The sequence below is a fragment of the Bifidobacteriaceae bacterium genome (assembly GCA_031281585.1).
Lineage (GTDB): Bacteria > Actinomycetota > Actinomycetes > Actinomycetales > WQXJ01 > JAIRTF01.
The window spans coordinates 1-11,593 of record JAITFE010000090.1; the positions used below are offsets into that span (position 1 = coordinate 1).

Sequence of the window (11,593 nt, forward strand, 5' to 3'; positions counted from 1 at the left end):
TGAGGACCGTATGGGGTCGGTAATTAAGAAGCGCCGCAAGCGGATGGCGAAGAAGAAGCACCGCAAGTTGCTGCGCAAGACCCGGCATCAGCGGCGCAACAAGAAGTAGCCGCGCCTCAAGCTTGGCCGACTGGGCGACTGACGGGGGACCAATCGGCGAGACCGGGCGGCCGCGCCGGGCGCCCGGCGGGGTCGAATCGTAAGTTGGGTGGTTCCAACCCGACAAACGATGGAGGAATCCCTCATGACCCGAACTGCTTCTGCACCCGACACGCAGACGTGGACCGACTTGACGCCCGGCACCTGGGTGATCGACCACCGCAACTCCTCTGCCCACTTTGAGGTGTCGCACGCGCTTGTCTCGAAGATTCGGGGCGTCATCCCGGTCGCCAGCGGAGTGATCGAGGTCGGCGCGGACCTGGACGGATCCAGCGTCAACATTGCCTTCGACCCGTCTGGAGTCTCGACCGGCCTGGGGGACCGCGACGACATGCTGCGCGGCCCGAACTTCTTTGACGTGGTGTCCTATCCCGTTTGGAGCTTCGAATCCCGGAGCATCTCGCGGACCGGCGGCGACTTGTTGGTCGAGGGCGAACTCACGCTCCACGGCCAAAGCCGGACCGCCGGTTTTGACGCCCAGTTCACCGGCGTTGACGAATCTCAGGGTGACCTGCCGGTCGCGGGATTCACCGGCTCCGGCCAGATCGACCGGCGGGACTTCGGCCTGACCTGGACCGCCGGCCAGGCCGGCAGCCACGTCCGCACGGGCCACAAGGTTGAGTTGACGATTTACTTGGTGGCCAGTCCGGCCGGGCCGTACTGGGTGGACGCGTCGGTGGTCGAGGTCATCGCCGCCCCATAGCCCGCCCCAACCGAAGCCCGCGCGCGGAAGGCGCCGCCGTCCCAGGCCCACGGGTGGGATTCCCCGACGTTCCGGAGCCCGCGCGCAAGAGGGGGCGATCCCGAGCGGCGGATTCGGCCGGCCGCTGGGCGGCACCAGATTCCGTTCAACGGTGAGCTGGGCGGGGCCAGATTCCGCTCAACGGGGCGCTCGGCGGCGCTCGGCTCCGCTAACCGCGGCGGGGGCGGCGCCTGAATCCGCGCACCAACCGTTGGATCACCACCCATGCGGCCCAGGCCGCGCCCACGCGGTAAGCCGCCCGGAGCGACCGCCGGACCGCCCTGCGCTTGTCGCGGAACTCGCGCACCGGCCAGCGGCGCTCCCGGCAGTAGCGCCTGAGACGCCGGTCCGGGTTGATGCCGCACGGATGGCCGACCGCTGAGAGGATCGGAATGTCGTTGGCCGAATCGCCGTAGGCGTAAGAGGCGGGCAGGTCAATCCCGCGCTGGGCGGCCAAATCGAGGGCGGCCGTCGCCTTGGCCGGGCCGTGCAACAGGCCGCCGACCAATTCGCCCGTGAAATACCCGTCAACGGCCTCCGCCTGCGTGCCCAGGCCGCCGGTGGCGCCGACCCGCGCCGCGACCAGGTCCACCACCGCCGTCGGCGAAGCCGAAACGAGCCAGACCTCATGGCCCTCGGCCAAATGCTGGTCCACTAGGGCCTTCGCGCCGGGAAAGACCCGACCCGCCAGTACCTCGTCCCAGACCTGGTCCGCCACGGCCACCATCTGGGCGACGGGTTGCCCTTTGATGGCGTCAAGCGATCGCGTGCGGGTCGCCGAAACACCGGCGGCGGATTCCCCGAAGAGTTCGTAACGCAAGTTCATGCAGGAGAACCGCGTGATGTCCCGGATGGACAGCAAACGGCGCCGGAAGAGGCCGACTCCCAGGTGGAAGATGCTGGCGCCGCGGAGAATGGTGTTGTCAACGTCAAAGAACGCCGCCACCTTGCCCGGAGCGGCTGGCGCGCCGGCGGGCTGGGCGGGCGGCGTTGAGCCGAGCGATTCGGTCATCGAAACTAGTATTCCGGCGCCTCGCGCGCACGCCAAATGGACCGGTCAGGATGCCCGGCCCAGGCCCGTCCAGGATGATCGCGGGCGGGACCGACTGGTGACACGGCATCGTGCGCTGATTGGACCTTGGCCCGGCCGCCAAGCAGACTAGAGGGCATGGCCGAGCCGCGAACCACGATCCACCTTGTCCGCCACGGCGAAGTCCACAATCCGGGATCGGTGCTGTACGAGCGTCTGCCCGGTTACCACCTGTCGGAGCGGGGCCAGGCGATGGCCCGCCGGGTGGCCGAATACTTCGCGGGAAACGCGACGCCGCCGGTGGACCGGCTGGTGGCGAGTCCTTTGGAGCGGGCACAGGAGACGGCGGCGCCGATCGCCGAGGCGCTCGGGCTGGAAATCCAGGCCGAGCCAAGGGTGGTCGAGGCGGGCTCGCAACTGGCGGGCCTGCATGTGAACCTGCCGAATCTGGCCAAAGCCGGGCACCTCAAGCGGCTCTACAACCCGCTCAAACCATCCTGGGGCGAGCCGTTCCAAGACATCGCGGACCGGATGAGCGCCGCCATCGCGGAACTGCGGGCGGACCTGCCGGGCGGCCGGGCCATAGTGGTCTCCCACCAGTCGCCCATTTGGCGGGCGCGGCGCCAGGCCGAGGGGAGGTCACTTTGGCCGCTGCCGCGCGGGCGGGCGTGCTCGCTGGCTTCCGTGACCACGCTGGTCTATGACGGAGACCGCCTGTCGGCGGTCGGTTACTACGAGCCCGCCGCCGACTTGTTGCCACCCGAGCTGCGATAACGCACGCGGTCGCGGCGGCCGGACGTCAGCCGGGCGGGGTTGCGGGGAAACCTGCCGCGCCGGTCGTGGGACCGTCAGCGACACGGGCGGGGTTCCGGCGAAACCTGCCCCGCCGGTCGCGTGACCAGCAGCGACACGGGCCGGACGCCGCGCTGCGGGCCTTGGCCTGGGTGCCGCCGCCCCCGGTAGGGAGCCGTGCCGGCGGTGGCGTTTGGCGGCGTTCGGTGGCCGCGGGCTTCAGGTCCGGCCCGACTCCGAGCCGGTCGAATCGTCGCCGCCGGGTTTCTCCTTGCGGCGGCGTTCGCGGTCGCGCCGGGCCTGCTCTTCGGCGAGGTCGCGCAGGAAATCGAGGTTGTCGTCCGGGGCGACCGGCCCAGGCCGCCGGGGTGAGCGCCGGGGCAGAGCGCTCGGCGGGCCATACGAGTAGGTGCGTGGCTTGACGATCTTGGACGCCACCAGCCAGGCCAGAGACCCGGCCACCGGCAGGAAGATGATCATCATGATCCACCAGAACTTGGGGATTGAGAAACGCTCCACGTAGTCGTCGCAGACGCAGTCGACAATGGCGTAGACCGTCAGCGCCAACGGCAACACGTAAAACAGCAGGATCCTCGCCACGAAAAACAATCCTAGCGACAGGGGCCGCCGCGCGGAGCCCGTCTCGGGGTTTGCCGACGAACAGGCGCGAAAACCCCATGTGGTCGAAGCCGTCGACGGGCCGGCCGGCGCCGGCTCGCCGGATGGCGCCGGCTCGCCGGATGGCGGGACCGCCGGATGGCCGGGCCACCCCCGCGCTCGCCTCAGAAAACGCCCAAGTCGGCCAGCGCCAACCCCATCAAGATGGCGTAGCCCAACTCCACACGGCCGGTTTGGGCCAGCACCCGCACCAGTTCGTCGCTGCGCAGGCCGTTACCAACGGCGGCGGCCAGGCGCGCCACCGGGATCGCCATGAGCAAGACCACCAGGACGCGGGGACGGCCGATCGCGCACAGCGCCCCCACCGCCAGGGCCAGCCACAACTCCCAGGCGTAGACGCTGGCGGCGCGCGGGCCCCCCAATTTGACCGCCAAGGTCGACTTCCCGGCGGCCTTGTCGGACGGGATGTCGCGCAAGTTGTTGGCCATCAGGATCGCGGAAGCCACCAGCCCAACGCCAACCGAGGCGACCCCAGCCCGCCAGGTGATCCCCAGATGCTGGGTGTAGGCGGTGCCGAGCACCGCCACGGGGCCGAAGAAAATGAACACGCCCACGTCGCCCAAGCCCGCGTAGCCGTAGGGATGCTTGCCGCCGGTGTAGAACCAGGCGGCGGCGATGGCCGCCGCCCCCACCGCGAGCAACCACCATTGCCCGGTCAGCCAACTCAGGACCGCGCCCGCCGCCGCGGCCACGCCAAACGCGGCAAACGCGGCCGCCTTGACCGCGCCGGGGGCGGCCGCGCCGGATTCGACCAGACGGGCGGGCCCGCGCCGGTCCTGGTCAGATCCCCGCACGCCGTCCGAATAGTCGTTGGCGAAGTTGACCCCGATCTGCAAAGCCAGCGCCACCAACAGCGCCAGCCCCGCCCGGTTCCAAAGGGGGGTCGAATCCGGACGCCAAACCGCGCCGATCCCAATCAGGACCGGCGAAACCGCCGCGGGAAGAGTCTTTGGCCGCAACCCTGCGAGCCATTGCGATGGGCTTGCCACACGGTCACACTAGCCGTTCCAACTGGCCGGACGCCTCAAGCCGGGCCGCCAGGGCTAGACCCGCGCGCCGATCGGGCTTGCCGGGCGCCACCGTCGGCAGAGCCTGAACCAGGCCCAGACAACGGGGCGCGTGGGCCGGGCTGAGCTCCCGTTTGACTGCCGAACGCAACTGTTCAAGCGTTGGCGGCCGGTCGGGATGGGGCACCGCCAAGGCGGTCACGACCTGACCCCAGGCGGGCTCCGGCAGCCCCACCACCAGGGCGTCGGCCACCCCTGGGACCGCCCGAAGGACGGCCTCGACCCGTTCGGGGCTGATCGTGTGGCCGCCGGTGGTGATGGCGTTGTCGGCCCGGCCGAGGATCGTCAGCCGCCCGTCGGCCGTCCAGGCGCCCAAGTCGGAACTGGCGAACCAGCGCCCGCCGTGGCGTTCGAAGAACCCCGGCTGGCCAGGTTCGTCGGGTTCGCCGCCCGGCGCATGCCCGAGCGTCAGCGTTGGGCCGGCCACCTCGACGGGCCCGCTGTGGCGTTCGAAGAACCCCGGTCCCCCCGGCTGGCTGGGCTGGCCGGGTTCGCCGCCCCCCGCGTACCCGAGCGCCAGCGTTGGGCCGGCCACCTCGACGCGCCCGCCCGGCGCGAGCGCGACTTGGACGCCATCCAGCGGGTCGCCGTCGTAAACGCAGCCCCCGCAGGTCTCCGCGGAGCCGTAGGTCTCCACAATCCGCACCCCCGCCGCCTCCGCACGTTGGCGCAGCTCAGGGGCCAGTGCCGCGCCGCCCACCAGCACCGCGTCAAAGCGGCGCAAGCCGGGCACGATGCCGTCCGGCCCCCCAACCAGCAGCCGCCCCAGTTGCGTTGGCACCAACGAGGTGTAACAGGGGCCGGCGGGGAGGGCGGCGCAAGCCGCCGCGAACCCGTCGGCGGTGAACGGCCCCGGCGGCAGCGTGGACGGCGGGCCGCCGGCCAGCAGCGCCCGCGCCACCACGTTCAGTCCGGCAATGTGGTCGGTCGGCAGGGCCAGGAGCCAATGGCCGGTTCCGCCCAGGCGGTCGGCGCTCGCCTTGGCCGAGGCGCGGATGGCCTGGGAGCTGAGAGCGACCAGCTTTGGCAAGCCGGTCGAACCCGAGGTCGGCACCGCCAAGGCCGTGTCTTCGGGCAAATCGGTTGCGCCAGCCAGTTCAGGCGCGGGGGGTCCGGCCACCACGGCCGGACCCCCCGCGAGCGCCCGCTCCAGGCTCCGGATCAGTTCGGGCAACGGCACGCTGTCCACTTTAGGACGCCGGTGGACAACAGGCGCCCCGCGCGCAACTGATGGGCGTGAACCGCCAGCCCACACATCGGCCTTCCGGGCCGGCACACACGCGCGGCTGATGGGCGTCTGCGTTCGCCATGTCCTCGCCGCGCTCCAAGCCGGCGCCCCACGCGCGGCCGATGGGCGTCTCCCGGCCTGACGAGGTGAAGGACACGGCGATGACTAGCCGAGCAGGCGGCGTTCTCCAGCGGCGTCCTCCAACCTCGCGAACCCTTGCCACACCGGGGAGCTTGGCCCGCCAACCCGGTGGGGCATGCTTAGAGTGGGAGCGGACCAAGCTTGCGAACACAGGAGAACCAAATGCTTGCCAATCTTCCCCGTCCGCTGACCCGACCGCGCTTTGGGGCCGCCGTCGCGATCGCCGCGCTGCTTGCGGCATCCCTGGGAGCGTGCGGCAAGAGCGCGGACGACGCGGCCGCAGAGGTCGCCGCCGCCGCGGCCGCCGCCGAAAAGTCCAAGGAGGCGCCGCCAGAAGTCCCGGTCACCTGGCCGCTCACGGGCCTGCCCGGGGATGTGGTCGAACGGCCCGCGCTGGCCGTCAAGGTCGAGAACGCGAAGGCCGCCCGCCCGCAAAGCGGCCTTGAACAGGCGGACGTCGTGTGGGAGGAAATGGTCGAGGGCGGCGAGTCGCGGTTCATCGCGGTGTTCAACTCGCAAACCCCGGATTCGGTCGGCCCGGTTCGGTCGGTCAGGCCCATGGACGGGCCTATCCTGGGCGCCACCGGCGGCCTTCTGGCGTGCTCGGGCGGACAAGATCGGTTCCTCAAACAGACCAAGGAGGCCGGCCTGCAAGTCCTCACAGAGGATTCCGGCAACGCGGGCTTCTACCGGTCCAGCGAGCGCTCCGCGCCGCACAACCTATACCTCAAACCGGCCGCGACCTGGGAACAGGCTGACGACGCCCACCAGGGCCCGCCGCCGGGGGAGTTCGTTTTCGCGGACTCGGCGGGCGCCGCCAGCGCCGCGCGGGACGGCCGTCCCGCTTCCACTCTTGCGGTGACCATTTCGGCCGCCGCCAAACCCACCTGGACCTGGGACGAGTCGACAAAGACCTATCTGCGGTCCGAACGCGACGTCCCGTCCGAGTCGGCCGCCGGCGTCCGCCTCGCGGCGCACAACGTGATCGCCCTGACCGTGCGAATTGAGATGGCGGGCGGCACCGACGCAGCGGGCAGCCCCATTCCGGACACCAAAATCGTCGGCTCTGGCGCCGGTGTGGTCGTGTCGGGCGGCAAAGCCCTGGACGTCGAATGGTCCAAAGCTTCGGAGCGGGACCCCTTGGTTTTGAGGACGCCGGACGGCGCCGAGGCCAAGCTCGCCCCCGGCGTCACCTGGATTGAACTGGTCCCCTCCGGCGAGGGCACCTGGGTCGTCTCCTAGCCGCGCCGCCGCCACCGGCCGGCGGGCAGAAAACGTGACGTGGACGGCATCGTGCTCAAAACGCGACGTGGACGGCATCGGGCGCGGTCAACGGCACAGACGGGCCGTCAATGCGGTCGTCCCGGCCCGGCGCCACCACGGGGAGCCGTTGGCTTAGGCGGCCACGTCCTTCAGGCTGCCCACCAGCCCGCCCGCGTCGGAGCCGACCAGGCAGAGGATCTCGCGGTCGTGCGCGTACTTCCACGTGTCCGGGGTTGGGTACATGTAGAAGAACTCGTAGACGGACTCGTCGAACGACAAGCCAATGAAATTCGTGAATTGGGAGTTGCAAAACTCCAGGGCTTGGTCCTCCACGTCCGCGGGCAGTTCGTCGTCTTTGAGCTGTTGGGAGACGAAAACCTCCCAATAGTGCGGTTCTTCGCAGGGTATGAGGAGGGATTCGGAAATGTCGCCCTCGTCCAACTGCCCGGTGCAGTCGCCAATCTTGAGGGAGAACACATCCGCTTGGGCGGATTCGACCACTTTGCCCGATTCGTCGCGCGGGGCCTCCTTCGGACGGTCAAGGAATCCGCAACCCGTCAAACTGACAGAGATTGCGAGCGCGGTTAGGACGGCGAACTTGGATTTCACGACGGCGCCTTTCTTTTGGGGGGAGGTAGTGCGTCGAGGAAAACCCTATCGGAATCCGCGATGCGCTCCTGACCGTCCCCGGCTGAATGAGAGCAACGTGTCCTCCGGCATAGCGGCGAGGACGTCTGGGGTGAGGGCCGCCAGCGGCCGGTCCACGCGTTCGAATTGGAAGCTCTCAGCGTCGATGGAGCCGCTGTAAAAGTGCAGCAAAAGGCCGAAACTTGTGACCCGTGGATGGCTCAGCGCGGCGCCAATCACAGCGATCCAGGGCTCCCCAGTGGCCGGGTCGCCATGATGGGGCGAGGCTTGCCGCGCCGCCAGTCTGGCGGCAGCGCCCTCGGTTTCCAACAGCCAGCGCTCGATCCGGGCCTCGCTCCAGCCTCTTGCGCGCAGGCGGCCGACCCGGTCAGCCGTTGGCCGATGCCGAGTGGCGGCGCCCAGCCAGGTGTCGCAGTCGCAGCCGCTTGCTTTGTGCGCCAGATAGGACTCGCCAGCGTCGAGTTGGGCCTGCACGTGCGGGTTCAAGGCTGGCTCAAAGCGCACTCCGGACCCGGCGCCGCGCAACACGTCATTCAACTCCGCGGCGCCGGCCCCGGAAATCGTGGCGGTGATGAAGTAGCACATAGTCGATTCCCGCCGAGCCTATCGCCCGACCGTCCCGTCCCGGCCCGGCCCGGCTAACGGCTGGGAGACGCAGTCGGCGGGTTCCCCTCGCATCCAGTTGGCCCGCAGACGCGCTTGGCGCGTTCTCGGAGCCGACCGCCTTCCGGCCGAGGCGCTGGCTGGCCCGCGAACACCTGCGGCGTGCACCTTCAAGGCGTCAGCGGTCGGCAGGCGAGCGCCGCGCCAACCACCACGGGGGTCCCGCCAGCTAGAACAGGGTTGTGCGAACGTTAAACGCCTTGATCACGGCGCGCAACTCGGCGGTCGTCAACCCATTGCTGGGGGAGCCGCAGGCGGTGTTGGCCTGGTCGTACATGGCGCCGGTTTCGGCGTATTCGATCAGGTCCACGGCCTTCAAAGGCCCGTTCTCCGACCGGACTATGAGGCCGTGTTTGGACCACAGCACAACCCTGTGGGCGCGCAGCGCCCGCACCGAAGCGGCCGCCAACTTGTCCGAACCGGGCACCATGAACGGCAGCACCGCGACCCCTTCCGGCAGTTGGACCACGGTCTCCGGCTCCCAGCGCAGGATGCGCCGCGAGAAGGCGGCGGAGGACCCCAGATCGGGCCGGTGCGTCAGCGCCACCAAGTGGGGCGGTTGCGCGTGGACCACGGCGTGAAGCGCCGCGCGGTCGCCTCCAGCGCGAGCGTCACCCGGCTCGGCCGGGTACTTTCCCCGCGCCACCTGATCCTGGTGGATCGCCAAATGCGAGTTGAATTCGCTGGTGGGGCGGGTGAACGCCCGCCCTGGGCCGGAGCGGAGCGCGGCCTGGCACCCGTCGGCCCCGATCACAACGGCGGCGAGGTTCGCCGTCGGCGCTCCGCCGATCTCCCGGAGGCGGCACCCTGATCCGGTCACCAGCACAGTCCACCCCGCCAATGCGGGCGCGGCCATCGGCAGCTCATAAGCCTCCGAGTCCGGGAACAACTCCTCAAGCCCGTCAAACGCGGGCGCGGCGACGGAGATGTTCCCGGCGCCCGCCTCGCACGCGTGGATCGCGTCCAGCCGGGAGCCCGCCGCGCCCATTTCCGCCACGGTCGAGGCAAGCTCCGCCACTCCGGTCGGGCTTCCCGTTGGGTTGATCATGTCAAGGCCTTTCGATTCGCGGCGCGTGCCGCAGGATTTGGTGTCTTAGAACCCCGGTCCGGCCGGGATCGCCTCCCGGAACCGAACAGGGCGCGGCTCGAGGACGACGCGCTCGCGGACCGGGCGCCGGGATCGCCTCCCGGAGCGAACAGGGCGCGGCAGATGGTCACTTGATCACTCCGGTCTCCGAAGGCGGCCCGGACGCCGCCGCGCCGTCCCGTCGACTAGGCGCGTAACGCGCGGTCGGGTGCGTGGCGGCGACCAGTCCCCGCAGTTCCGGCAATCCGCCGCCGATCGCCCCGATAGCCCGCGCCTGGATGAGCGCATTGCCCAACGCGGTGGCCTCGGCCGGCCCGGCCTCCACCGCCAGACCGGCGGCCTGGGCGGCGCATTGGCAGAGCAGTCGCGCCCGTGAGCCGCCGCCCACCACATGCAGGCGGGCCACCTCCGCCCCGGTCAGCGCCCGGGCCTCGGAGACGGCGCGGGCGTAGCTGGCCGCCAGCGAGTCGATGATCGCCCGGGTGATCGCCGCCGGCGAGCCGACCGTCCGCCCAACCGCCCGCGCCGCGGCCGCGACCCGTGCGGGCATGTTTCCCGGCGCGATGAACCCCTGGTCGTCCGCGTCGAAGACCGGTCCGGCCGGTTCCAATGCGGCCTGTTCGAGCAAGCGCTCGGTCCCGGCGGGCAGGCCCTGGACGCGCCACTCCCGCTGGCATTCGCTGAGCAGCCAAAGACCCGAGATGTTCTTCAGGAACCGCACCGTCCCGTCCACGCCCAGTTCGTTCGTGAAGTTGGCCCCGCGCGCCGCGGCCGTGGCCCGCGGTCGCTCCAACTCCAGGCCGACCAGCGACCATGTGCCGCAGGACACATAGGCGAAGTCCCGCCCCACCGCCGGGACCGCCGCGACCGCGCTGGCCGTGTCGTGGCCGCCCACCGCGACCACGGGAACGCCGCCGGGCAGGCCCCAATCCCGCGCCAGGTCGCCCCGCAGCCGCCCAACCACCGTGCCCGGCTCGCACACCTCTGGAAACAGCCCCCGCCTCAGCCCGAGCGCGTCGATCACAGGCCAGCACCAGTCGCGCCGTTCCGGGTCGAACAACCCGGTCGTGGACGCCGCGGTCGCCTCCGCGAACACCGCCCCGGTCAGATGGCGCGCCACGAAGTCCGGCATCATGAGCAGCTTGTCGGCGGCGTCGAGGCGCCCGTCCGCCGGCAGCCCCAACTGCTCCGCCGCCAGTTGGAACACCGTGTTGAAGCGCTGGTGCGCGGCCCCCGTCAACCGGTACAGCGCTTCCCGCCCCCGCCACGCGTCCGGCCCAAGCCCGTCCCGTCCCGACAAGTCCGCCGCCGATGCCGCCCCCCCGCCAACCCCGGCCCCGTCTGGCCCGGCCCCTTCTGCCCCGGCCGCTTCCGCCGCCGTGTCCGCTGCGCCCGGCCCCAGGCCAGCCGGTTTCGGCGCCGCCGCCAGGCCGAGCCGCGCGCCCGCGGACTCCCCATCCCCGGCCCCGTCTGCCCCGGTCGAGCCCGGCCCGCGCCCGGCCCCGTTCCCTGCCGCCTCGGCCGCGGGCGTTGTCATCCCGCCAACCCCGGCCGCTTCCGCTGCGCCCGGCCCCAGGCCAACCGGTTTCGGCGCCGCCGCCAGGCCGAGCCGCGCGCCCGCGCCATCACCGCCAAGGCCGTGCTCGCGGACCCTGGTCCCCGGACGCGCGCCCGCATCGGCGCCGAAGGCGCGGCCGATTTTAGCCCACACCGCCGACTCGATCCCCTCGGTGCGGGGGTCCCTGTAATTGAGGATTGGCTCCAGCGCTCGTCCCGCCGGGTCGATCAGCGCGTAATCCGCCCCCCACGCGTCCACGCCGATCGCGTCCACGGGGCCGGTCGCCGCCGCTACGCGCAACCCGACCGCTATCTGGTCAAAGAGGTGGGCTGTGTCCAAGACGAGGTGGACGGCATCGGGCACAAATTGGCACTGGAAACGGTGCAACTGGGTCTCGCGGAGGGTGGCCGGGCCGACTTCGACCGCCAAGACCCGCCCTGAAGAGGCGCCCAGGTCGATGGCGACCACGCGGGCCGGCCGGGTCATCAGGCGCCCCAGCTGGCCTGGGTGCCGCCAACGCGTTCGGCGGCCACGCGC

The 11,593-nt window shown here is 70.9% G+C and carries 12 protein-coding genes; 4 read left to right on the forward strand and 8 right to left on the reverse strand.

The window, feature by feature from the left end:
* Nucleotides 1-10 precede the first annotated feature (10 nt).
* Nucleotides 11-109: an AURKAIP1/COX24 domain-containing protein gene (locus tag LBC97_10565; GenBank protein ID MDR2566471.1), complete on the forward strand. Its 99-nt coding sequence runs from the start codon at nt 11-13 to the stop codon at nt 107-109.
* A gap of 135 nt (nt 110-244) precedes the next feature.
* A complete protein-coding gene (locus LBC97_10570) occupies nt 245-862 on the forward strand; it encodes a YceI family protein (GenBank protein ID MDR2566472.1) in 618 nt (205 codons plus the stop codon).
* 208 nt (nt 863-1,070) lie between these two features.
* Here the strand turns inward: LBC97_10570 and LBC97_10575 are convergent, their stop codons facing one another.
* On the reverse strand, nt 1,071-1,913 hold the full coding sequence (locus LBC97_10575) for an HAD-IB family hydrolase (GenBank protein ID MDR2566473.1): 843 nt from the start codon (nt 1,911-1,913) through the stop codon (nt 1,071-1,073).
* A 156-nt stretch (nt 1,914-2,069) separates the two neighbouring features.
* On the opposite strand from LBC97_10575, the gene LBC97_10580 reads away from it, so the two are divergent.
* Nucleotides 2,070-2,705, forward strand: a complete 636-nt coding sequence (locus LBC97_10580; GenBank protein ID MDR2566474.1) for a histidine phosphatase family protein — start codon at nt 2,070-2,072, stop codon at nt 2,703-2,705.
* Nucleotides 2,706-2,942: 237 nt separating this feature from the next.
* On the opposite strand, the gene LBC97_10585 is transcribed toward LBC97_10580, so the two are convergent.
* The 3 genes from LBC97_10585 to LBC97_10595 all read right to left on the reverse strand — a co-directional run bounded on the left by LBC97_10585 (nt 2,943) and on the right by LBC97_10595 (nt 5,648).
* Nucleotides 2,943-3,323: a PLD nuclease N-terminal domain-containing protein gene (locus tag LBC97_10585; GenBank protein MDR2566475.1), complete on the reverse strand. Its 381-nt coding sequence runs from the start codon at nt 3,321-3,323 to the stop codon at nt 2,943-2,945.
* A gap of 182 nt (nt 3,324-3,505) precedes the next feature.
* Nucleotides 3,506-4,390 carry a 1,4-dihydroxy-2-naphthoate polyprenyltransferase gene (locus LBC97_10590; protein MDR2566476.1) on the reverse strand — a complete coding sequence of 295 codons (885 nt, stop codon included), beginning with the start codon at nt 4,388-4,390 and terminating at the stop codon, nt 3,506-3,508.
* A gap of 4 nt (nt 4,391-4,394) precedes the next feature.
* Nucleotides 4,395-5,648 (reverse strand): AMP-binding protein, encoded by a 1,254-nt coding sequence (locus tag LBC97_10595; protein ID MDR2566477.1) that lies wholly within the window; start codon nt 5,646-5,648, stop codon nt 4,395-4,397.
* A 351-nt stretch (nt 5,649-5,999) separates the two neighbouring features.
* On the opposite strand from LBC97_10595, the gene LBC97_10600 reads away from it, so the two are divergent.
* On the forward strand, nt 6,000-7,079 hold the full coding sequence (locus tag LBC97_10600; GenBank protein MDR2566478.1) for a DUF3048 domain-containing protein: 1,080 nt from the start codon (nt 6,000-6,002) through the stop codon (nt 7,077-7,079).
* Between the two features lie 153 nt (nt 7,080-7,232).
* Here LBC97_10600 and LBC97_10605 read toward each other — a convergent pair whose 3' ends face one another.
* The 4 genes from LBC97_10605 to LBC97_10620 form a co-directional block, all read right to left on the reverse strand.
* Entirely contained in the window at nt 7,233-7,709 is a 477-nt protein-coding gene (locus tag LBC97_10605) for a septum formation family protein (GenBank protein ID MDR2566479.1), read from the reverse strand.
* Between the two features lie 45 nt (nt 7,710-7,754).
* Nucleotides 7,755-8,333, reverse strand: a complete 579-nt coding sequence (locus LBC97_10610; GenBank protein MDR2566480.1) for a hypothetical protein — start codon at nt 8,331-8,333, stop codon at nt 7,755-7,757.
* Nucleotides 8,334-8,580: 247 nt separating this feature from the next.
* Nucleotides 8,581-9,459: a class II aldolase/adducin family protein gene (locus tag LBC97_10615; protein ID MDR2566481.1), complete on the reverse strand. Its 879-nt coding sequence runs from the start codon at nt 9,457-9,459 to the stop codon at nt 8,581-8,583.
* Nucleotides 9,460-9,625: 166 nt separating this feature from the next.
* Nucleotides 9,626-11,593: hypothetical protein (locus LBC97_10620; GenBank protein ID MDR2566482.1), on the reverse strand; the 1,968-nt coding region annotated here is incomplete at its 5' end.